This is a genomic window from Micromonospora sp. NPDC023888, from assembly GCF_040639415.1.
In the GTDB taxonomy this organism is placed as follows: domain Bacteria; phylum Actinomycetota; class Actinomycetes; order Mycobacteriales; family Micromonosporaceae; genus Micromonospora.
On the sequence record NZ_JBEZZW010000003.1, the window covers coordinates 218,749 to 239,796 of the forward strand.

20 protein-coding genes and 1 riboswitch are annotated in these 21,048 nt (G+C 73.0%); of the genes, 13 read left to right on the forward strand and 7 right to left on the reverse strand.

All coding sequences use genetic code 11. From position 1 onward, the window contains the following. The first annotated feature begins 106 nt into the window (after nt 1–106). The 3 genes from AB0F61_RS04030 (at nt 107) to AB0F61_RS04040 (ending at nt 3,208) form a co-directional block, all read left to right on the forward strand. Complete coding sequence (locus AB0F61_RS04030) at nt 107–805, forward strand: hypothetical protein (protein WP_357803056.1); 699 nt, start codon at nt 107–109, stop codon at nt 803–805. Nucleotides 806–989: 184 nt separating this feature from the next. After that, complete coding sequence (locus AB0F61_RS04035; RefSeq protein WP_357803057.1) at nt 990–2,246, forward strand: hypothetical protein; 1,257 nt, start codon at nt 990–992, stop codon at nt 2,244–2,246. A gap of 98 nt (nt 2,247–2,344) precedes the next feature. Continuing rightward, the gene (locus tag AB0F61_RS04040) at nt 2,345–3,208 is read left to right on the forward strand and encodes an alpha/beta fold hydrolase (protein ID WP_357803059.1); all 864 of its coding nucleotides are present in this window, start codon (nt 2,345–2,347) and stop codon (nt 3,206–3,208) included. 24 nt (nt 3,209–3,232) lie between these two features. Here the strand turns inward: AB0F61_RS04040 and AB0F61_RS04045 are convergent, their stop codons facing one another. Next, the gene (locus AB0F61_RS04045; protein WP_157563104.1) at nt 3,233–3,403 is read right to left on the reverse strand and encodes a hypothetical protein; all 171 of its coding nucleotides are present in this window, start codon (nt 3,401–3,403) and stop codon (nt 3,233–3,235) included. 196 nt (nt 3,404–3,599) lie between these two features. Between AB0F61_RS04045 and AB0F61_RS04050 the strand changes: the two genes are divergently transcribed. Then, complete coding sequence (locus AB0F61_RS04050) at nt 3,600–4,229, forward strand: hypothetical protein (RefSeq protein ID WP_357803060.1); 630 nt, start codon at nt 3,600–3,602, stop codon at nt 4,227–4,229. 157 nt (nt 4,230–4,386) lie between these two features. Next, nucleotides 4,387–4,758, forward strand: a complete 372-nt coding sequence (locus AB0F61_RS04055; protein WP_357803062.1) for a hypothetical protein — start codon at nt 4,387–4,389, stop codon at nt 4,756–4,758. A 15-nt stretch (nt 4,759–4,773) separates the two neighbouring features. On the opposite strand, the gene AB0F61_RS04060 is transcribed toward AB0F61_RS04055, so the two are convergent. Continuing rightward, on the reverse strand, nt 4,774–5,685 hold the full coding sequence (locus AB0F61_RS04060) for a DUF72 domain-containing protein (protein ID WP_357803063.1): 912 nt from the start codon (nt 5,683–5,685) through the stop codon (nt 4,774–4,776). 136 nt (nt 5,686–5,821) lie between these two features. Here AB0F61_RS04060 and AB0F61_RS04065 point away from each other — a divergent pair, with 136 nt between their 5' ends. Continuing rightward, nucleotides 5,822–6,325: a DinB family protein gene (locus tag AB0F61_RS04065; protein ID WP_357803064.1), complete on the forward strand. Its 504-nt coding sequence runs from the start codon at nt 5,822–5,824 to the stop codon at nt 6,323–6,325. 43 nt (nt 6,326–6,368) lie between these two features. Here the strand turns inward: AB0F61_RS04065 and AB0F61_RS04070 are convergent, their stop codons facing one another. Further along, nucleotides 6,369–6,905 (reverse strand): DUF664 domain-containing protein, encoded by a 537-nt coding sequence (locus AB0F61_RS04070; RefSeq protein WP_357803065.1) that lies wholly within the window; start codon nt 6,903–6,905, stop codon nt 6,369–6,371. 77 nt (nt 6,906–6,982) lie between these two features. On the opposite strand from AB0F61_RS04070, the gene AB0F61_RS04075 reads away from it, so the two are divergent. Further along, nucleotides 6,983–7,498 carry a 2'-5' RNA ligase family protein gene (locus AB0F61_RS04075; RefSeq protein WP_357803236.1) on the forward strand — a complete coding sequence of 172 codons (516 nt, stop codon included), beginning with the start codon at nt 6,983–6,985 and terminating at the stop codon, nt 7,496–7,498. A gap of 39 nt (nt 7,499–7,537) precedes the next feature. On the opposite strand, the gene AB0F61_RS04080 is transcribed toward AB0F61_RS04075, so the two are convergent. Continuing rightward, nucleotides 7,538–8,758 carry an MFS transporter gene (locus AB0F61_RS04080; RefSeq protein WP_357803067.1) on the reverse strand — a complete coding sequence of 407 codons (1,221 nt, stop codon included), beginning with the start codon at nt 8,756–8,758 and terminating at the stop codon, nt 7,538–7,540. Between the two features lie 193 nt (nt 8,759–8,951). Between AB0F61_RS04080 and AB0F61_RS04085 the strand changes: the two genes are divergently transcribed. Further along, a complete protein-coding gene (locus tag AB0F61_RS04085; RefSeq protein ID WP_357245912.1) occupies nt 8,952–9,137 on the forward strand; it encodes a hypothetical protein in 186 nt (61 codons plus the stop codon). Nucleotides 9,138–9,152: 15 nt separating this feature from the next. Here AB0F61_RS04085 and corA read toward each other — a convergent pair whose 3' ends face one another. Continuing rightward, nucleotides 9,153–10,283, reverse strand: a complete 1,131-nt coding sequence (corA, locus tag AB0F61_RS04090; protein ID WP_357803069.1) for a magnesium/cobalt transporter CorA — start codon at nt 10,281–10,283, stop codon at nt 9,153–9,155. Between the two features lie 166 nt (nt 10,284–10,449). On the opposite strand from corA, the gene AB0F61_RS04095 reads away from it, so the two are divergent. From AB0F61_RS04095 to AB0F61_RS04110, 4 genes are all read left to right on the forward strand, one after another. Next, nucleotides 10,450–12,408, forward strand: a complete 1,959-nt coding sequence (locus tag AB0F61_RS04095; protein WP_357803071.1) for an amino acid transporter — start codon at nt 10,450–10,452, stop codon at nt 12,406–12,408. Between the two features lie 85 nt (nt 12,409–12,493). Next, nucleotides 12,494–12,605, forward strand: a riboswitch (SAM riboswitch). 270 nt (nt 12,606–12,875) lie between these two features. Continuing rightward, a complete protein-coding gene (locus AB0F61_RS04100) occupies nt 12,876–13,739 on the forward strand; it encodes an ABC transporter substrate-binding protein (protein WP_357803073.1) in 864 nt (287 codons plus the stop codon). 39 nt (nt 13,740–13,778) lie between these two features. Next, nucleotides 13,779–14,561, forward strand: coding sequence for an amino acid ABC transporter permease (locus AB0F61_RS04105; protein ID WP_357803074.1), 783 nt, complete (start codon nt 13,779–13,781; stop codon nt 14,559–14,561). Beyond that, the gene (locus AB0F61_RS04110) at nt 14,558–15,301 is read left to right on the forward strand and encodes an amino acid ABC transporter ATP-binding protein (RefSeq protein WP_357803076.1); all 744 of its coding nucleotides are present in this window, start codon (nt 14,558–14,560) and stop codon (nt 15,299–15,301) included. Before AB0F61_RS04105 ends, AB0F61_RS04110 begins: the two co-directional genes overlap by 4 nt. A gap of 14 nt (nt 15,302–15,315) precedes the next feature. Here AB0F61_RS04110 and AB0F61_RS04115 read toward each other — a convergent pair whose 3' ends face one another. Next, nucleotides 15,316–16,890: a Na+/H+ antiporter gene (locus AB0F61_RS04115; RefSeq protein WP_357803078.1), complete on the reverse strand. Its 1,575-nt coding sequence runs from the start codon at nt 16,888–16,890 to the stop codon at nt 15,316–15,318. 298 nt (nt 16,891–17,188) lie between these two features. On the opposite strand from AB0F61_RS04115, the gene AB0F61_RS04120 reads away from it, so the two are divergent. Next, the gene (locus AB0F61_RS04120) at nt 17,189–17,584 is read left to right on the forward strand and encodes a DUF3224 domain-containing protein (RefSeq protein WP_357803080.1); all 396 of its coding nucleotides are present in this window, start codon (nt 17,189–17,191) and stop codon (nt 17,582–17,584) included. Between the two features lie 57 nt (nt 17,585–17,641). Here the strand turns inward: AB0F61_RS04120 and AB0F61_RS04125 are convergent, their stop codons facing one another. Then, on the reverse strand, nt 17,642–20,968 hold the full coding sequence (locus AB0F61_RS04125) for a BTAD domain-containing putative transcriptional regulator (protein ID WP_357803082.1): 3,327 nt from the start codon (nt 20,966–20,968) through the stop codon (nt 17,642–17,644). Between the last annotated feature and the right edge of the window lie 80 nt (nt 20,969–21,048).

Here is a 21,048-nt window from a genome sequence, read left to right on the forward strand (position 1 = left end):
CGGACCACGCAGAGACAGCGTCGCCGGTACGCTCACCCATGATCGCGGGCCGGTTTGCGCGCGGGGTGCACGCCGTCCGGGTCAACGAGATCAGGAGGCGGTCGAGATGGACGTAACGATTCGCGACGCGCTGCGGCACTCCCTCGGCACCCGGGCCCGGCGGTGGCTGCTGGTGGGCACCCTGGTGGCGGGTCTGCTGTCCGCCGTGGCGGTGGTCGCGGCGGCGGCCCCGGCCGACCGGACCTTCGCCGACCTCTCGGACACGGTCCAGAGCCTGCTGTCGGTCATGACGCCGCTCTTCGGCATCCTGCTGGTACACGACCTGCGCCGGGCGCCCGTGCGCGTCCCGGTCCTGCCCACGGTGCTCGCGGTGGGGCTGCCGGCGGTCGTCCTCGGTGTCGGCGGTGTGCTGATCTGCGCCGCGACGCTGGCCCTCACCCCGGCCGACGTCGCCGACGAGCCGTGGCGGTTCGCCGGGACGGTCGCGCTGGGCAGTGTGCTGGTGCAGGTCGTCGCCGGTCTGGTGGGCACCGGGCTGGGTCTGCTGCTGCGCTCGACGGTGATCGCGTTCCTGGCCACGATCGTCCTGCCGTTGGTCCCGTTCGGGCTGCTGGGCGCCGTGGACGCTCTCCGTCCGGCGCAGCCGTGGCTCACCCCGCTCGGCAGTGTCCGCAACCTGCTCTCGGGTGACATGACCGTGCTGCGGTGGGCGCAGTGGCTGTGCGTACTCCTGATCTGGGGTGTCGGTCTGAACGCCGTCGGCGCGGCTCTGCTGAGGCGCCGCGGCGGCCCGACCGGCCGATAGCCCCGCGCGCCGAAGGGCGCTGACGTGCGCCGGCGGGCGCGGACCTCCACGCGGTAGGACGTCGCGCCTACAAGCGCGTGTCTTTCATCGAACGAATCTGTTACGGGCCATTGACGCCCGTCGCAGAGGGGTGATCTGATCGCGCTCTCAGAGAATCTTTCATCTTTCGATGGATGGGGGCCCCATGCCCAGGTTCCGGCGTACCGCGCTCGCCGCGGGACTGACGATCGCCATGGCCGCGCTGTCGACAGCCGTCGCGCTGCCCGCACCCGCGTCCGCCGCGCTGCCCACCGCCGCGGTGGCACTCGGGGACAGCTTCATCAGTGGCGAGGGCGCCGGGGCGTACACCCCGGTGGTCGACGCCAACGGCGTCACCCAGGGCTTCCCCGGCTGGGCGGCCGCCAACAACAACGCGTACTTCTGCCACCGGTCGGCGAACGCCTCGCTCAACCAGGCGAACCTGCCGGGCATTCAGAACCGGTTCAACCTGGCCTGCTCCGGTGGGCAGCCGCACGACATCGCCAACGCCTCGCAGGCGCGGACCAACGGCCGCACCGTGGCCGCGCAGCTCGACCAGCTCCGCGCCGTCGCGCAGACCCAGGACATCGACCTGGTGCTTATCGGCCTGGGTTCCAACAACAGCTCGTTCACCTTCGGCAGCGTCGCGGAGAAGTGCGCCAACCGGTTCATCGCCGACGCGTGGACCGGCTGGTGGGAGTTCTGGGCGTACCTCAACGGCCCGGTCGAGCAGAAGCCGTGCAGCGACGCCGACCTGGCCACCGCCGCGCAGCTCAGCGCCGCGACCGCGGAGACCACCGCCGCCGTGCGCCAGGTGCTGACCACACTGGACCAGATCGACGCGGACGGGCAGCACCGGGTGGTGTTCCAGGACTACACGAACCCCCTGCCGCTGGACCTGAACCCGCAGTTCCACGAGGAGGACAGCCGCGACGACACCCGGGACAAGTTCCGTGACCTCGGCGCCGAGCGGTACGCGGCCGGCTGCCCGATCCACCGCGCCAGCCTGGCGCCGGGCCACCGCTTCTCGCAGGGCCTGGGCGCCATCGTGAAGTCCACCCGGGACACCCTGGCCGCCGAGTTCCCCGCCGACGACCTGGTGTACCTGAACGTGCAGCAGGCCTTCAACGGCGCCCGCCTCTGCGAGCAGACCAACAGCCCGACGGGCACGCTGGCCACCCCGATCCGGTTGCAGGACGGCGCGAGCGGCACCTTCGTCACCAGCCTCGCCGGCAAGGACAAGCTCGACATCCAGCGGATCGCCAACACCTGCGTCAGCTACTTCCAGACCTGCCAGGAGTCGTGGCACCCGAACGCCACCGGGCACCAGGTGCTCGGTCAGTGCCTGAGCGGCGCGGCCTCGACCAGCGCCCGCTCGGTGGCCTGCGTCCGTGCCGGCAACGGGACGATCTCCGTCTCCTGACTGCGTCGCCAACCGGAGGGCTCCGCCACGGCGGGGCCCTCCGTCGCGCCCGGCACCGTCGGCTACCCGCCGGTAACGCGGGGCCGTAAGCTGGGCCGGTGGACGGAGATCCGGGGTACGCGCAGGAGTTCGTCGACGTCGACGGCGGTCGGTTGGGTGTGCAGGTCTACCCGGAGCCGGTCGGCACGACGGATGCGCCGGTGGTCGTGCTCTGGCCCGCGATGGGTGTGCGGGCCCGCTACTACCGCCCCTTCGCGGCCGAGCTACGCGCCGCCGGGCTGGCCGTGGTCGTCGCCGACCTCCGCGGAAACGGGGCGAGCACCCCGACGCCGAGCCGGGCCGACCGCTACGGCTACGCCGAGTTGGCCGACGACGTCGGCGCCGTGCTGGCCGCGCTCAAGCCACGGCTGGACGGGCGCAACCGGCTGCTGGTCGGGCACTCGCTCGGCGGTCAGGCCGCGCTGCTGCACCTCGCCCTGCACGGTGCCGACGAGGTGGACGCGTTGGCGCTGATCGCGGTCGGCATCCCGTACTGGCGAAGCTACCCGGGCCTGCGCGGCCTCGGCCTGCTGCCGTACACCCAGGGGATCGCCGCCACCGCGGCCCTGCTCGGGGTCTGGCCGGGCTGGGGCTTCGGCGGCCGGCAGGCGCGCGGCGTGATGCGCGACTGGGCGTACACCGCGCGCAGCGGCTGTTTTCCCCGTTTGAACGGTACGGACACCGAGGCGGCGGTACGCGCGGTGCGCACACCGGTGCTGGCGATCAGTGTGGACGATGACCAGTACACCCCGCACGAGACCATGGACAACCTCTGCGTGAAGCTCGTGGCCGCGCCACTCACCCGCGAGCGCTACACGGCGGCGCAGGCCGGCGCGGCGCTGGACCACTTCACCTGGGTCCGCGCGAGCACCCCGCTGGCGCGGCGGATCGCCGGTTTCGCCGGCGACCTGCCGCCCCGCTGAGCCGCGCCGGAGCGTCCGGGAGGCTCACTCGTCCTGGTCCAGCGGCACCAGCTCGCCGTCGCGCTCGACCTGGATCTCCGCGTGATCCTTGCGCGGCGCGACCTCCGCGGTGTTCCGGTGTGGGTCGTTGTCCGGGTGCATGAGCACCGCGTCGGTCTTGGGGGTCTTCTCCCGACTCTCGTCCGGCTGCGACATCCCGTTCCCCTCTCCGTCAGCGTCGCTCGGGATCTACCCGCCAGCGCGCGGACGACTCCTGTCGGCGGCGATGCGGTACGTCGAAGCCCGAACGTCCCGGTCGTGCCGGTGCGGCGCGGATCAGCCGCCGGGTGACGGGGTTAGCCGCCCGGGCGGCGGGTAAGCCGCAGCGCCCAACACGGCGGAAGGGGATCACATGTCCGAACGGCATACCGCACTGCGCTCGATGCACGATCTGGGCCTCGCGGCCTGGTTCGGCGGCTCCCTCATGGGTGCCTTCGGCGTCAACGGCGCAGCCGGGAAGATCAGCGACTCGACCCAGCGACTCTCGGTAGCGTCGGCGGGATGGTCCAAATGGACCCCGGTCAACGCGGCCGCCATCGGCGCGCACCTGGCCGGCGCGGTCGGCGAACTGGTGACCGAGAGCCCACGCGTGGCGGCCCAGTCCGGGGTCGGCCGGACCAGCGCGATCAAGACGGCGTTGACGATCGGCGCGCTCGCCGTGACCGGCTACAGCCGGTTGGTCGGCATGCGCCTGGAGAAGGCCGGCGCCTCACCGGTCAGCGGGACCACCGAGCCGAACCACCAGACCCCGGCCAGCGTGGCCTCCTCGCAGCGGCAGATGAAGCTGCTCCAGTGGGCCATCCCGGCGCTGACCGGGACCCTGGTCGTGGTCACCGCGTACATGAGTGAGCAGCAGAAGCCCGGCCAGGTGTTCAAGGGGATCCTCGGCCGGAGTGGCGGCATGAAGGGCGCCTCGAAGAGCATGATCAAGATGCCGGGCATGAGCAACGGCAAGCGGTCGATGGCGATGGCCGGGCGCTGACCGCCGGGCCGGCCGGCGTCCCGCCGCCCCTCTGGACGGCGGGGCGCAGGCCGGCCCTGCGCGCGCACCGACGCGACGAAGGTCGGGTGATCACACCGCGCGGCCTGAGACCAGCACACCGTCCGCCGACTGTGGCGGACCGACGAGCGGGGTGGTCATGACGGCGCACAGGGGACGCAGCGGCGACAACGACCGGCAGGAGCCGGAGGCGACCCAGCCGTGGGGTGGCGGCGACGGCTTCGACGCCGACGCGCCCTGGGGCAGCGACGAGGACTCGCCGATGGACGAGGGCAGCGAGGAGACCGCCGTGCCCGAGGGACGACGCGGAGACCGGCGGGCGGGCGCCCCGGCGAGCCGGACCGACCCGGCGGGACGGCACGGTTTCGGCTCGGTGGAGCCGACTCGGACGGCGATGGCCGGACCGGGCGCCCCACCGGACCCGGCGCCCAGTGGCCGGACCTTCCCGGACGACGCCGACATCGGCGAGTCGACGCAGGACGCGCTGCGCAGCCGCGGCCGACGCTCCTGACACCACTGCTGACGGTCAGCCGGTCGACGTGGCCGGCACGGTCCGATCGGCGATCATCGTCTCGGTGAGCAGGTGCGCCAGCCGGGTGGCGTCGCGTTGGGCCTGACCGGCACAGCAGTTGTTGAACAGCACGTGCAGGTCGTCGACCGGGCCGGCGAGTTCGGCAAGCAGCCCGGCCCAGTGCCGAAGCTCGTCGTCGGCGTAGGCGTACCGGAACTTCTCCTGCTTGTCGCCGTCCCGCCAGGCCTGGCTGTGGCCGTGGAACCGGACGATCGCCGGCTCGGCGGTCATGGTCAGGATCGGCGGCACCGACGACGGGTGCCCCTGCGGCATGTCGACGCAGACAAGTGACAGGTCGTGCGCGCGCAGCAGGTCAAGCGTCTCCGCCGCGGCCGGACCGTCGAACCAGGAGCTGTGCCGCAGCTCCACGCCGACCCGCCACGGCCGGCAGCGCTGCGCCAGCTCGATGATCCGGCGTTCGGCCGCGACACCGCGTACCAGCCAGGGTGGGAACTGCAACAGCACCGCACCCAGTTTGCCGGCCGCCGCGATCGGGGCGAGGGCCGCGCGGAACCGGGTCCACAGCTCGTCGTACGCGCGCTCGGGCAGGTCACGACGGCGGATCCGGCTCGGGCCGCCGGCCGGACGCAGGTCCCGGGGCAGCGCGGCGACCGGCGTCGGATGACCGGTGAAGAGACTGAACGCCTTGACGTCGAAGGTGAAGTCGTCAGGTGTGGCGTCGACCCAGCCGAGCGTGGTCTCCGGTACGGGAACCGCGTAGTAGGACGTGTCCACCTCGACCAGCGGGAACCGGCCGGCGTAGAAGCCGAGTCGACGGGCCGGCGTGTTCGCCGAGCGCGGGTACCACCCGGAGCGCAGCAACGACTGGTCGGCCCAGGACGACGTGCCCACCTTAATCACACCCATGTCATTCAGTGGACCGCCCCGGACGCGGATCGGCAACCGCTGGCGACTCGTTCGTCGCACGTCCTGTCCGACACCGGAAGTGTCGGTGCCTCGCCCTAGGGTGGCACCCGAGTGGACATCGACGAAGGGTGGCGGCATGACCAGCACGGAGCAGCTCACCGGTGAGCGGGCCGACCTACTGCAGACGCTCCGCCGGCACCGGGGTCTCCTCCTGCGCACTGTGGACGGGCTCACCGACGAGCAGGCGGCCACCCGCTCCACGGTCAGCGAGCTGAGCCTCGGCGGCCTGGTCAAGCACGTGGCCGGCGTCGAGCACCGGTGGATGCTCTTCGCCGTCGGCGGAGCCGAGGCGATGCAGCGCGAGGAGATCGACTGGGTCGGTCAGTTCCGGATGACGCCGGGCGAGACCCTCGCCGGTCTGGTCGAGCGGTTCCAGGAGGTGGCCGACCGGACCGACGCGCTGATCGCCACCCTCGACCTGGATTCGGCGCACCTGCTGCCGAAGGCGCCCTGGTTCGAGCCGGGCGCGAGTTGGACGGTCCGCCGGGTGCTGCTGCACCTGATCGCCGAGACGTCCCAGCACGCCGGGCACGCCGACATTCTGCGGGAGTCGATCGACGGCGCGAAGACGATGGGCTGAGGTTCCCGAGCGTCATCGCCGCGCCCGCGTCCCGGCGGGCCTCCTACCGACCGGTCCCGGTGCCTGTGGACGCGTCGGCGTCGATCAGGCCGCGCACGTAGGCGGCCTGGCCGACGTGTTGCAGGTCGTCCTCGGCGATGCTGACCAGCCGCACGCCGAGGGTGACCGGCGGGTCCCACGACTCGTCGACCACGCGGTCCAGGTCCGCCGGGCGCAGGCCGGCCAGCAACGATGCGGTCCGCGACGCCACCGCCTCGTAGTAGTCGACGAGCGCCTGCGCGCTCTCCGGCCGCACCGCCTCGACCTGGGCGGCCGAGTGACCGTAGCCGGTGTCGTCCGGGTCGGCGGTGAGCCCGAACCGGCCCGCCCAGTCGCCGCTCACCCAGACCTGGTCGGTGTCGAGCAGGTCGGCGACGTGGTGATCCTGGACCCGGGTCAGGTGCCAGACGAGCCAGCCGATCGAGTTGGCACCGGGGCCGGGCGCCCAGTGCAGGTGCTCGGGGCGCAGCCCGTCGACCGCCGCACGCACGAGGTCGGGCAGTCGGTCGTACGCCTCGGTCAGCAGGTCACTCACGTCCACGGGCACGCCCTCCTGGTCGGTTTCCCCTCAGGTACCGCTGGCCGGTGCGATCAAACCTCGGCGACTACGGTGATCGGGTGGTCGCGGCGTTGGAGCTGTATCTGGACCCGGACGCCACCCGGCGGATCCGGGTGCTCTGGGACGCCCTGGAGGCCGAGGGCGTGCAGAGCATGCGTTCCCTGTGGGAGCAGCGCCACCGGCCGCACGTCTCGCTCGCGGTGGCGCCCCGCTTCAACCCCGAGCAGGTCGCCGAGGCGCTGCGCGGGACTGTCGTCGCGGCCCCGCTGCGGCTGGACTTCCAGCACGCCGGGCAGTTCGTCGGCCGGGTGCTCTGGCTCGGCCCGGCGCCCACCCCGGAGTTGCTGACCCACCAGCGGATGGTGTCCGACCGGCTCACCGCCGCCGGCATCCCCCTGGCCGAGCACTACCGGCCGGGCCGCTGGGTGCCGCACTGCACGCTCTCCATGCGGGTGCCGAACGCGCTGATGGCCGCGGCGGTGCGCCGCTGTCTCGAGGTGTTGCCGCTGGCCGCGACGGTGGTCGGCGCGGCGCTCACCGACCACGCCCGCGGCATCGCCCACCCGCTGCCCTGAGCACCAGCGGCCCCGCGCCGACCGACGTGGACGGCCGTGTCACCTGTCGCGCCGCTGGCGCGCGGAGACCGCCGCCGCCACCGCCGCGGCGAGCGTGACCGACGCTCCGGCCCCCAACAACAGGCGCGGACCCAGCGGGGCGAGCACCCCGGCCAACCCGGTGCCGAGCGAGGCAGCGGCAACCTTGAGCGCCGCCGTCGACACGAACACCTGTGCCCGCACGGCGTCCGGCGCGTACGCCGACCGAGCCGCCAGGGTGGCGGCGAAGAGCGGCGCGGTCGCCGCCCCGGCCAGGGCAAACGCGACGAGCGCCAAAGGGAAGCCGGGCACGGCGGCGCAGAGCGCGATCCCCACCGCGCCGAGCGCCGCCCATCGGACGGTGAGTCGCTCCGGCTCGCCGGTCAGCGGGAACGCGGTGACCAGCAGGGCGGCGGCGAGGTTTCCGCCGCCGTAGACGGCCGCCAGCAGCGCACCGGAGACCGCCTGCCGGCCGAGGTCCGCTGCCAGCGCGACGGTGAGCACCGAGATCGCCCCACCGGTCAGCGCGGCGACCGTGGTGACCGCGGTGACCCGGCGCAGCGGCCCGGGGCCGAGCACGGCCCTCAGCGCGCCCCGCGCGGGCGGCCCGGTCCGCGCTGGCACGTCCCCGGGCACCCGGGGCGGCAGTGTGCCCACCAGGGCGGCCGCGATCAGGGTGGCGGCACCCAACCCGACCAGTGACATCCGGGGTCCGACAAGCGCGGCGAGGGTCGCCACCACGGCCGGTCCGGCGCTGGCACCGATCCCGTACGTCACCGCGTCCCAGCCCTGACCTCGACGTTGCGCCCGCTCGTCCGGATCGAGCAGCCCGGCGAGCCGGCTGCTCAAGCCCCCGGTCAGCAGCGGTCCGCAGGTCCCGGCGACGATCAGCAACACCGCTGGCACACCGACCGGCACCCGACCGAGCAGCAGCCCGGCCGCCGCGACCGCCACGGCGTACGTGGCGAAGCCGACCGCCAACCGGCCCCGGCCGTCCGGCGCCCGGTCCAGCCACCGGGCCAGCAGCGGGCCGAGCAGGTGCGGTGCGGTCAGACAGGTGGCCAGCAGGCCGCCGAGCAGCGCCGGACGGGCCGCCCCCACCGACGGCAGGGTGGCCAGCAACACCACCCCCACCGCCGCGCCGGCGTCCGCGCCCCGGGCCAGCGTCGCGGCGACGAGGTAGCGGGGCAGCGTTCGGCGCGCGGGTACGACGGGCGGGGCCATCTCGGCAGTTCGGCTCACCCGGTTCCGCTACCCAATCGTTCGGTCCCTACAACGTCGATGCGTAATGTCCGGTTTGGCAGGCCACAGTCGGAAACCCGAAAACAAGCGGTGCGAATACGGCCGGGCGTGGGAAGGTTCGAGTGGCTGTCGTACCGGTGGCGCGCTGACGCCGCGCCGCCGACGACGGCTTCGACGAGGAGAGGCGGGGCCCATGCAGGCTCAGCGCAGACCAGCACGTGCGGAGCGCAGCCAGGCCCGGGACGACCGGACCGGCGGCGGCATGACCGGGGCGGCGACGCCACTGACGATCTGGGCCGCCGCCGTCCTGCTCGGGCGGATCGCCGCCGGCGACGACGACGTCGAGGACGAGCGGCACATCCTGCGCGGCATCGAGTGATCCCGGCCGCGTGGGTCACAGCCAGCCGCGCCGCTTGAAGATCAGGTAGAGGGTGCCGCAGACCAGCAGCATCAGCAGCAGCGCGAACAGGTAGCCGAAGCGCCAGTTCAACTCCGGCATGTGGACGAAGTTCATTCCGTACACGGTGCCGATGAGCGTGGGAGCGAACAGGATCGCCGCCCACGACGAGACCTTCTTCAGCTCCTCGTTCTGCGCGTAGCTGGCCGCGGTGAGGCTGCGCATCTCCTCGTTCTGCTGCTGCGAGACGAGGGTGGCGTTGACGGTGAGGATGTTCTGCAACAGGTGCCGGAAACCGTCCACCCGCTCCACCACCTGGGTCAGGTGGTCGGTCACGTCCCGCAGGTAGCGGCGCAGCTCCTCGTCGGTGCTGGCGCTGCCGGCGCCGTCGGCCAGCGCGTCGAGCACGGTGAGCAGTGGGCGGGCGGCCCGCTGGAACTGGATGACCTCGCGGCTGAGGCCGTAGATGCGCCGGCTGGCGTTCGGGTCGCCGCCGAACACCTGGGTCTCGATCTCGTCGATGTCGTTCTCCAGCCCGGCCACCACCGGCGCGTACCCGTCGACGACCTGGTCGAGGATCGCGTACAGGATCGCCTCCGGACCCCGGGCGAGCATCGGCGCCTCGGTCTCCATCCGCCGCCGCACCGCGGCCAGATCCGGGACCTCACCGTGCCGGACGGTGACCACGAAGCCCGGCCCGATGAACAGGTGCAGCTCGGAGAACTCGACCTCCTCGCGCCTGTCGTCGTAGCGGGCGGCGCGCAGCACCACGAACAGGGTGTGCCCGTACCGCTCCAGCTTGGGGCGCTGGTGGGCGTTGATCGCGTCCTCGACCGCCAGGTCGTGCAGCCGGAACTCCCGGGCCAGCGAGGTGATCTGCTCGATGTCGGGCCGGTACAACCCGATCCAGGCCATCGCACCGTCCTGCTCCTGCAGGCAGCGGTACGTCTCGGCGAGCCCGGACGGCGAGGCGAAGCGGTGCCCCCGGACGTAGACCGCGCTGTCCACCAGACCACCGGTGGGCGGCTCGGGTGCCACCGTCGACGGCGGCACGCCGACCCGGGTCTCGTACTCGTCCAGTTGGCGACCGAAACCACCACCGGGGCGGAAGCGACGGCCACCGACCATGCCTGTCCCCTCCCCCGGCGCCGTCCGGCCCGGTGCGCTCCCGCCAACCCGGGGGCGCTGCATCCCCCATGTCTGTGACCCGAAACCCGCCCGTCGCCGAATGGGTTCCGGGCACCCGGGGACGGGCGCGGCCCAACGGGCGGATACTCACGGTGACCATGGGCGGATGACGGGGGACGCGCCGATGGAGGTCGACAGGCGCGGCGGCCGGCTGCGGGGGTGGTTGCTCGACGCCGGCTCGGACCAGGCGGTGCGGCACCCGGGGCCGCACCGACGCCCGTCGGAGCACCGGCACCATCCGTGGTGGAAGGTGATGTGCCTGACCGGCGTCGACTACTTCTCCACCCTGGGCTACCAGCCGGGCATCGCGGCGCTGGCCGCCGGGGCACTGTCGCCGGTGGCGACGCTGGTGCTGGTGCTGGTGACCCTGCTGGGCGCGCTGCCGGTCTACCGGCGGGTGGCGGTGGAGAGCCCGCACGGTGAGGGTTCCATCGCGATGCTCGTACGCCTGCTGAGCTACTGGCCGGGCAAGTTGCTGGTGCTGGTGCTGCTCGGTTTCGCGGCCACCGACTTCATCATCACCATCACCCTGTCGGCCGCCGACGCGACCGCGCACATCGACGAGAACCCGTTCTGGCCGAGTGGGCTCAAGGGGCACGAGGTGCTGGTCACCCTGTTGCTCGTGTCGCTGCTGGGGGCGGTGTTCCTCAAGGGTTTCACCGAGGCCATCGGGATCGCCGTCGTCCTGGTCGCGGTCTACCTGACGCTGAACGCGGTGGTGGTGGCCGACGCGCTGTGGCGGGTGGTGACGCATCCCAGCGCGGTCGAGGACTGGACCACCACGCTCACCACCGGGCACGGCGATCCCTGGCTGGTGGTCGGGCTGTCGCTGCTGGTCTTCCCGAAACTGGCGTTGGGCCTGTCCGGCTTCGAGACCGGGGTGGCGGTGATGCCGAGCGTGCGGGGCGACCCGCAGGACTCGGAGGCTCGACCGCTGGGCCGGATCCGCGGCGCGCGCCGACTGCTCACCACCGCCGCGGTGATCATGAGCGTCTTCCTGATCACCAGCAGCGTGACGACCACCATCCTGATCCCGGCGGAGGACTTCCGCCCGGGTGGGCCGGCGAACGGCCGGGCGCTTGCCTACCTGGCGCACCAGCACCTCGGGGAGGTGTTCGGCACCGTCTACGACCTGTCCACAATCGGGATCCTCTGGTTCGCGGGAGCGTCGGCGATGGCCGGTCTGCTCAACCTCGTCCCCCGCTACCTGCCCCGCTACGGCATGGCACCGGCCTGGGCGCGGGCCGTCCGGCCGCTGGTGCTGGTCTTCACCACGGTGGCCTTCCTGATCACTGTCGTCTTCGAGGCCAGCGTGGACGCGCAGGGTGGCGCGTACGCCACGGGTGTGCTGGTGTTGATCACCTCGGCGGCGACGGCGGTGACGCTCGCGGCGGCCCGGCGGCGTCAGCGCGGTCGCACCATCGCGTTCGGCGTCATCGCCGTGGTCTTCGTCTACACCACACTGGCGAACGTGGTGGAACGCCCCGACGGCGTCAAGATCGCGGCCTGTTTCATCGGCGGGATCATCGTGGTCTCGCTGCTGTCCCGGGTCTCCCGGGCCTACGAGCTGCGGGTGGACCGGGTCGAGTTGGATCCGGTCGCCACCCGGATGATCGACGAGCGTGCCGGACGGCGCATCCGGCTCGTCGCCCACGAGCCCGACCGGCACGACGAGGCCGAATACCGCGCCAAGTTGAAACAGACGATGGCGGACAACGACTTCCCCGACGACAGCGACGTGATCTTCGTCGAGGTGCACGTCACCGACCCGTCGGACTTCGAGACCGAACTGCTGGTACGCGGCGGCCTGGCCGACGACCGCTTCGCGGTGCTCAGCCTGACCAGTTCCTCGGTGCCCAACGCGCTGGCCGTGCTGCTGCTGGAGATCCGCGACCGGACGGGGCGGCGACCGCACATCTACTTCGAGTGGAGCGAGGGCGGCCCGACCCGCAACTTCCTGCGCTACCTGGCGTTCGGGCAGGGCGCGATCGCCTCGGTCACCCGGGAGATCCTGCGCCGCCAGGAACCCGACCCGTGTCGCCGGCCGCACGTGCACGCTGGCTGACCTGCGGCCGGGCACCCGTTGGGCACGGTGAGCGTGGTCATAACGACTGGACGTTCCGCCCGGGCGTACTGCTAACCTCGCCGCAGGTCATGAGTGCCAGCGCGAAGCCCCGGCTCGCTGGCCGGCAACCCTCCTCCGCGGTGGGGTGCCCCGGGTGAAGACCAGGCACCGGCACGACGTCGGTGCAAGCGTGGCCTGGCACCCAGGTCAGCACAGACCCGGGAGAACCATGCACATCCTCGGCACCGCCCCACCGACCGACGTCGCGGAACTCCGCGGCGGTTGGCCCGCGCCGGCACTGACCCGGCGACGGCACGTGGACATGATGCGAATGTGCAGCGCCGCCTGTCGCGGCACCACGCACTAGCGCACCCCTTCCCGCACTTCTTCCCACCGGTACGCCCATCGGGCGTGCCGTCGGTGGCGCACGCCTGTGCGCGCCGAGACACCAGCCTTCGGAGACACCCGTGCGATTTCTTCCCGCCCTGACCCGAGCCGCCGCCCTGGGCGCGGCAACCATCCTGGCCGCCACCGCGCTCACCGCCTGCGGCGACGACAGCTCGTCCGATGCCACCGCCAACCCGTACGGTCTGGCCCAGCCGGGCGTGCTGCGGGCTGGCACCCTGACCGACGCCCCGCCGAACGTCTTCCTCAAGGACGGCAGGTTCACCGGCTTCGACAACGACCTGCTGACCGCCGTGGCCGGCAAGCTCGGCCTCACTGTGGAGTTCGTCGGCACCGACTTCTCCGCGCTGCTCTCCCAGGTCAACAACCACAAGTTCGACGTCGGCAGCTCCTCGATCACCATCACCGAGGCGCGCAAGAAGACAGTCGACTTCGGCAACGGCTACGACTTCGGCTACTTCGGCCTGGACGTTCCGGCCGGTTCACCGATCACCGGCTTCGACCAGCTCACCGGCAAGCGGGTCGTGGTGGTGCAGGGCACCGTGCAGGACGACTACGCCACCGGCAAGCAGCTCGACCCGGTGCGGGTCCCGGACTACAACGGCGCGATCAACCAGCTCAAGGCCGGCACCGCCGACGCGTGGATCGCCCCGGCCGAGATCGGCGAGAAGTCGGCCGCCGACAGCAACGGCAAGATCACCGTGGCGGCCAAGCAGCTCAGCCCGGCTCCGACCGCGTACGCCGTGGCCAAGGGCAGCGACAAGCTGCGCGAGGCGCTGAACAGGGGCCTCGACGAGGTCATCGCGGACGGCACGTGGAGCCGGTTGCAGACGCAGTACTACCCGGGCCGGCCGATCCCGGCGGACTTCAGGCCGGGCAGCGGCACGGTGCCGGCACCGACCGCGTCGGCGTCGGCCGCGTCCTGAACCGGTGACGAGCGAGCGGGGCGGTAGGAGAGGCGACCGATGGATCCGTTGAGCACCCTCTGGGAGACCTTCTTCGACGCCGACGCGATGCGCGAGGCGCTGCCCGAGATGCTGACCGTCGGGCTGCCCAACACGCTGATCCTGGCGGTCTCCGCCGCCCTGCTCGGCTCGGTGCTGGGCCTGCTGTTGGCCGTCGCCGGCATCTCCCGCAGTCGGTGGCTGCGCTGGCCGGCGCGGGTCTACACCGACGTGTTCCGAGGGCTGCCGGCGGCCGCGACGATCCTGCTGATCGGCGTCGGGCTGGCCCCGCTGGGCATGGAGGTCTGGGGGCCGGACCCCTACCCGTTGGGAATCCTGGCGCTGTCGCTCATCGCGGCCGCGTACATCGGGGAGATCTTCCGCTCTGGCATCCAGTCGGTGGAGGCCGCCCAACTGGAGGGTGCCCGTGCTCTCGGCTTCTCCTGGGCCGACGCGATGCGGCTGGTGATCATCCCGCAGGGCATCCGGCGGGTGCTGCCGGCCTGGGTGAACCAGCTCATCGCCCTGATCAAGGACTCCAGCCTGGTCTACTTCCTCGGCCTGGTGGCAAGTCAGCGGGAGCTGTTCCGGATCGGGCAGGACTACGCAGCCACCACCGGCAACGAGTCGGCGCTGCTGCTGGCTGGGCTCTGCTACCTGGCCCTCACCGTCCCCCTGACGCACGTCGTCAACTGGATCGACCGGCGGCTGCGCAACGGCCGGGCGGCAACCACACCGTCCGACGAGGACGAGGACGACGACACCACATCGGCGTACGCCGCGACGGAAGGACACCGGCGATGACCACAGTGACGACCACCTCGGTCAGCCTCGACGTCCGCGATGTGCACCTCGCCTTCGGACCGAACCGGGTGCTGCGCGGCGTCGACCTCACGGTGCCGCGCGGTGCGACGGCCTGTGTGATCGGCCCGTCCGGGTCGGGCAAGTCCACCCTGCTGCGCACCATCAACCGGCTGATCGAGCCGGACCGTGGCGACGTGCTGCTCGACGGGCGCAGCGTGCTGTCCGACGACCCGGACGCGCTGCGACAGCGGGTGGGCATGGTCTTCCAGCACTTCAACCTCTTTCCGCACCTGAGCGTGCTGCGCAACGTCACCCTCGCGCTGCGTCGGCTCCGCAAGCTCGGCGCGGACGAAGCGGAGACCGTCGCGCGGGACCACCTGGAGCTGGTGGGGTTGGCCGGCAAGGCCGACGCGCGGCCGGCGCAGCTCTCCGGTGGTCAGCAGCAGCGGGTGGCGATCGCCCGGGCGTTGGCGCTGCGCCCCGAGGTGATGCTCTTCGATGAGGCCACCTCGGCGCTCGACCCGGAGTTGGTCAAGGGCGTCCTCGGGGTGATGGCCGACCTGTCCGCCGCCGGCATGACCATGGTGGTAGTGACCCACGAGATGGGCTTCGCCCGGCAGGTCGCCGACACCGTCGCCTTCATGGACCGGGGCGTGGTGTTGGAGTCCGGCCCACCCGAGGCGATCTTCGAGCGGGCCGAGCATCCTCGGCTGCGCCGGTTCCTCGCACAGGTGCTCTGACCCAGCGCCGCCGCCTATTCGTTGGGCCCGCGCCCCAGCAGCCGAATCTCCTCGTTGTCCAGCGCGGCCTGGAGCTCCTGAAGCACGAGGTCGTCGATCTCCCGGTTGTCCCGCAGTCGGGTGATCTCCCGTCGCTTGTGGGCGAGGACGCCGAGGCGCAGCCGATGTTCCAGGCGACGTTCCTCGGCGGTGTTCCCCCCGGTCTCGTTGACGTCCGCCAGGTGCCGTTGGTACTCGGCCTGCAACCGGCGCACCGCCTCCTCGCGGGCACCGACCTCGGCGGCGACCTGCGGCAGGGCGGCCAGCCCCGCCTCGGTGGCCCGCCGCCGGGCATGCCTGGTCTCGTCCACGCGTTCCGGGTCACCGGTCAGCCCCGCCCAGCGCACCACCAGCGGCAGGGTGGTGCCCTGGAGGAGCATGATCAGCACGATCACCAGCGCGGTGACGAAGATGATCAGGTCACGTTCGACCACCGGTTGACCGGCGACCGTCATCGTCGGGACGGCCAGTGCGGCGGCGAGCGACACCGCGCCCCGGAAACCGGACCAGCCGCCCACGGTCCCCACCCGCCAGCCGGACGGACCCCCGCCGTCGTCCACCATCCGGCGACGCCGCAGCCGCGCCGACTGGGAGGTGAGGTAGATGAAGAGCAGCCGGGTGGAGACGACGACCAGGGTGACCACCACGACGATCACCAGCGCCCGTTGCGGCGAGGTGCTGGTGATGCCCCGCACCGCCCGGGGGATCTGCGTGCCGAGCAGGACGAACAGCCCGCCGTTGATCAGGAACGTGGTCAGGTCCCAGAACGCGTACGCCAGCACCCGGGACCGGGCGCGGATCACCCGCGGGCCGGCGTAGGCCAGCACCAGCCCGGCGACCACCACCGCCAGCACCCCGCTGGCGTGCACGGTGTCGGCGAGCAGGAAGGCCCCGAACGGTGTCAGCACACTCAGCGCGCCCTCGCGCAGCGGATCGTCGAGCCGCTTGCGGATCAGCACCACGGCGGCACCCACCAGCAGACCGGCGAGTACGCCGCCGACGCTGGCGCCGACGAACTCCTCGCTGACGCCCAGCACGCCCGGCTTCGCACCTCCGGTGAGCAGGCCCACGGCCACTGCGAAGACCACGAGCGCGGTGCCGTCGTTGATCAGGCTCTCCGCGTGCAGGGTGGTGAGGAGCTTCCGGGGCAGCCGTTTGGCCAGGCCGGTGACCGCTGCGGCGTCGGTTGGCGCGAGGACCGCGCCGAGCACCCAGGCGGCGGCGGAATTCACGCCGAACGCCTGCGCGGTGAACGACACCGTCACCATGGTGAGCACCACGAGCACCACGGCGAGCAGCCCGATCACCGGCAGGTTGGCCCGGATCTCGCGCAGGCTGATGGTGAGGCTCTCCCGGTACAGGATCGCCGGCAGGAAGATCAGCAGCACCAGGTCCGGTTCCAGGGTCACCTCGGACAGCGGCGGCGTGAGCCCGAGCAGCACCCCGAACGCGATGAGCAGGACCGGCGGGGCGACCCGGTACCGGCCGCCGAGGGTGGTGCCGATCAGGACGGTGGCGCCCAGCACCACGATCAGGACGAGCACCTCCACGCGTACCCCCTCGGACCATGGCCGACGGCGGACGCGCCGGTGGTTCCATCTGACCGCACGCGCCGGCTGGTTCCGGCGGAAACCGGCAAGTCGCCACGTAGCCCGAGCGCGGGGGCGTGCCGTGTGGCACGAGAACGGGCACCGCCACCGCGGAGGCCGAGCAGCGAGATGCCCCGATGCCCGTTGGGCCCCCGCCGGCAGCACTGAGCAGGGCTTCCGCGGGTCACCGTCCGGGGAATGTCAGTGCCGTCTGCAAGGCTGCTCCGCGATAAAGGCGATCAAGATGAGAGGGTGCGAGATGAGCACGAAGACGGACGGAACGTTCGACGTCACCGCATTCGAGCCGGAGGCGCTCGACGAAGGCCCGGGGGCCGCGCTCGGCCGGGCGCGGATCACCAAGACCTTCCAGGGCGGCCTGGCCGGCATCAGTACGGTGACCATGCTGTCGGTGACCGACATCGAGGGCAGCCCCGCTGCCTATGTCGCCGTGGAGCGGTTCACGGGCGAACTCGACGGCCGCAACGGCTCGTTCGTCCTCCAACACAGCGCACCCGGCAGCCACGGTGAGTATCTCGCGATCCGCGTCGTCCCGGGAACCGGCTCCGGTGACCTCACCGGGATCGCGGGAGCTTTCGAGATCATCCAGGCCGACGACGGCAGCCACTCCTATGTCCTGGAGTACACCCTGGCCTGACGCATGCCGGCGTCGCTGTCCAGACGCACCGCATGCGTAACCACGTCGGCACGGCGCTCAGGTCGGGTCGTCGGCGCGGACGCGCGCGGTGAGCGCGCGGGCGGTACGGCGGTGCGCGGCGGCCTCCTGGTCGCGACCCAGGGCGGTGGTCAGCTCGGCGAGGTGCCCGGCCACCGGGCCGGCGGTGACCAGCCCGCTGCCGGCAGCCAGCTCGGCGGCGGCCGGCCGGAGCGCGGCGGCGACGTGCTCCATGGTGGCCCGGTCGCCGACGGCGAGCGCCGCCCGAGCGGTGAGGCACAGCCGCACCTCCCGCAACAGGTCGTGCGGCCCGTCCGGGAGGGCGCGCAGCGCCGCCCGGGTGGCGACCCGGTCACCGGCGGCGGCGAGCAGCAGTGGTCGGACCCAGGGCTCGTGCGGGCCCCAGTCCAGCCGCGCCCAGTCCTCGTCGTCCGGGCCGGGAATCGGGCGCTGATGCCCAGGAACCTGCGGGTCGTCGCTGACGGCGTCGGCCAGTCGCAGGCCGAGCAGGGCGAGCGGCAGCAACCCCCGGGCCAGGCCCGGCATGGCGTCGGCGGGTAGGCGTTCGGCGGCAGCCCGGTACGCGGTCGCCGCGGCCTCCCCGTCCCCGCCCACGGCCAGGCGCAGCGCCGCGTACCAGCCGGTGAAGACCCCGACCAGCGGCAACTCGTACCGCTGCGCGAGGCGGTCGGCGGCGCGGGCGTGCGCGTCCGCGCCGGCCCGGTCGGCCCGCGCGCAGCACGCCTGGACCAGGATGAGGTGACCCAGCACCTCGAAGGTCACCAACTGTCGGGGAGTGGCCAGGTCGACAAGTTCCGCGCCGATCCTGGCCCGTTCGTCGGCCAGCCCGACCCGGTGGAAGGCGTGCATGAAACGCGCGTTGAGCGCGAACGCCAGCAGCCCGGGGTCGGCGATCGTCCGGGCGATCCGCTCGGCCTCGGCCGCGGCCCGGCGGCCACGGTCGCCGGTGGTGCCCCGCAGCTCCAGCGCGAGCGTGCTCAGCAGCCTGCTGCGTTGCGCCGAACCGGTCGGGCCGAGGCCGGTCAGGGCGTGCTCGGCGGCGCGCACGATCCGCTCCGAGAGCGCGTCGTCGTCGTTGCGGGTCCAGATGGCGGGCACGTCGAAACCGGCAAGCACCTCCGCGGTCAGCCGGGGGTCACCGACCGCCTCGGCGTCGGTGATCGCCGCCGCGCGGTGCCGCCGCGCCTCGGCCAACCGGCCGGTCACCGCCAGCGCGCGCCCGAGGCCGAGCACCGCGCCGAGCCGCTCGCGCCGCTCGTTCAGCCCGGCCCGGTCGTACGCGTCGACGACCTGCGCCCACAGCCGAGCCGCCTCGTGCGGGTTGCCGTCCCGTTCGGCCTGTTCGGCAGCGGTTCGGGCGTAGCCGGCGGCGCGGTGGGCGTTCTCCTGCCCTCCGGCGTGCAGCAGGTGGTGGGCGAGCGCGGCGGGGTCGACGGGCTGCTGCCGCCGCATCGCCTCGGCCACGGCGGCGTGCCAGGCCGCGCGACGCGACGCGGACAGGTCCGCGTAGAGCGTGTCGCGGACCAGGATGTGGGTGAACCGTAGTCGCCCGTCGGGCTCCTGCTCGGTCAGGAACCCGGCCTGCAACCCGCGGTCCACGGCGTCCAGCAGGGCCGCCGGGTCGCCCGCCAGCTCGCCGAGCACCGCGGGGTCGAGGTCCCGGCCGAGCACTGCGGCCTGCCGCAGCACGGTACGGGTCGGCGCGGGCAACTGTGCGAGGCGGTGCCGGATCACGTCGCGCACCCCCGGTGGCACCGCCGCCAGCGCCGCCGGACCCGCGCTCGCGTACAACTGGGCCAGCTCCCGGACGAAAAACGGGTTGCCGCCGCTGCGGTGGTGGATCAGCCGGACGGTGGGCGGGTCCAGCTCCGGCCCCGCGACGGCGCGGGCCAGCTCGCCGGTCGCCTCGGGGGACAGTCCGCCGAGGTATTCCCGCACCGGTTCGAGTCCGGCCACGCGGGCCAGCGCGGCGGTCAGCTCGGGGCTCACCTCGGTGGCCCGGTAGGTGCCGAGGACCAGCACCGGCCCGGTGGCCGGCTGCGGCCCGGTGAGCAGGCCGGTGAGCAGGTCCAACGTGTCGCAGTCGGCGCGGTGCAGATCGTCCAGGACCAGCAGCAGGGGTCCCCGGTCGGCGACGGCGGAGACCAGCGCCGCCACCGCGCGGTGCCGACGGAACCGGGCCACGGCGGGATCACCCGGGCCCTCGGTCACCGCCGTCCCGGCCAGCCCGCCGCCCACCGGCCCGGTGAGCGCGTCGGTGATCTGCGTCCACGGCCAGGCGGCCGGAGCGCCGTCGTACTCGGGGCTGCGACCCCATGCCGTGCTCCAGCCCGCGGCGGCGAGCTGCCGGGTCAGCGCCTCGGCCACTGCGGACTTGCCGGCGCCCGGGTCCCCGCTGAGCAGGGCGAGGGTTGGCCGGCCCGGACCGGCGGCGGCCTCGGCGGCGTGCCGCAGCCGCGCCACCTCCGCGTCCCGCCCGACGAACGGCCGCCCCGGCACCGATCCCGACCCGCCACCTCGGACCGGCCCGACCGCGACGGCCACCGCGGGCGTGCGGGTGAGGTGTGCCGCCTGGGCCAGGATGTCGGCCTCCAGCCGCCGCAGCTCAGGCCCCGGGTCCACCCCCAGCGCGGACACCACGGCGTCGCGGGCTTCGCGTAGCGCGGCCAACGCCTCGCCCTGCCGGCCGGCGCGGTAGCGGGCCAACGCGAGCAGCCGCCAGGCGTCCTCCCGCAGCGGATGGCCGGCGAGGTGGGCGGGCAGGTCGGCGGCGGCCTCGTCCGGTCGACCCAGCGCGAGCAGCGCCTCGGCCCGCCGTTCGACGGCGAGCATCCGCAGCTCGTCCAGCCGGTTGATCTCCGCGACGGCCCAGAGCGCGCCTGCGCAGTCCGCGTACGCGGGTCCGCGCCAGAGCGCGAGCGCCGGGTCCAGCGCGGCCAGGGCCGGTGCGGGCAGTTCGGCCGTCAGCAGCCGTCCGGCCTCGCCGACGGCCGCCTCGAAGCGTGCCGCGTCCACCGCGTCCGGGGCGGCCCGCAGCGCGTACCCCGAGGGTTCGGTCACCAGGAGGCGGGATGGCTGGCGGGGCGGCCGGTCGGGCTCCAGCGCCCGGCGCAGGTCGGCGACGAAGGTGCGGATCGCGCCCACCGCGCCGTCCGGCGGGACCTCCCACAGGTCGTCGACGAGGCGGTCCACCGACACCACCCGGCCGTGGGCGATCAGCAACCGGGCCAGCACCAGGCGCTGCCGGTGCCCCCGCACCGAAACCGGGCCGCCCCCGACGGCGGCGGTCACCGGCCCGAGGACCCCGAACGTCACCTCCACCGGTGGCGTCGGCTGCCTGGTCATGACACCAATCTAGGCGGCTGTGCCGGCCCGCACTGATCCGGCGCTGACCGTCTGCTGATCACCACCGGGCAGGCTCGACA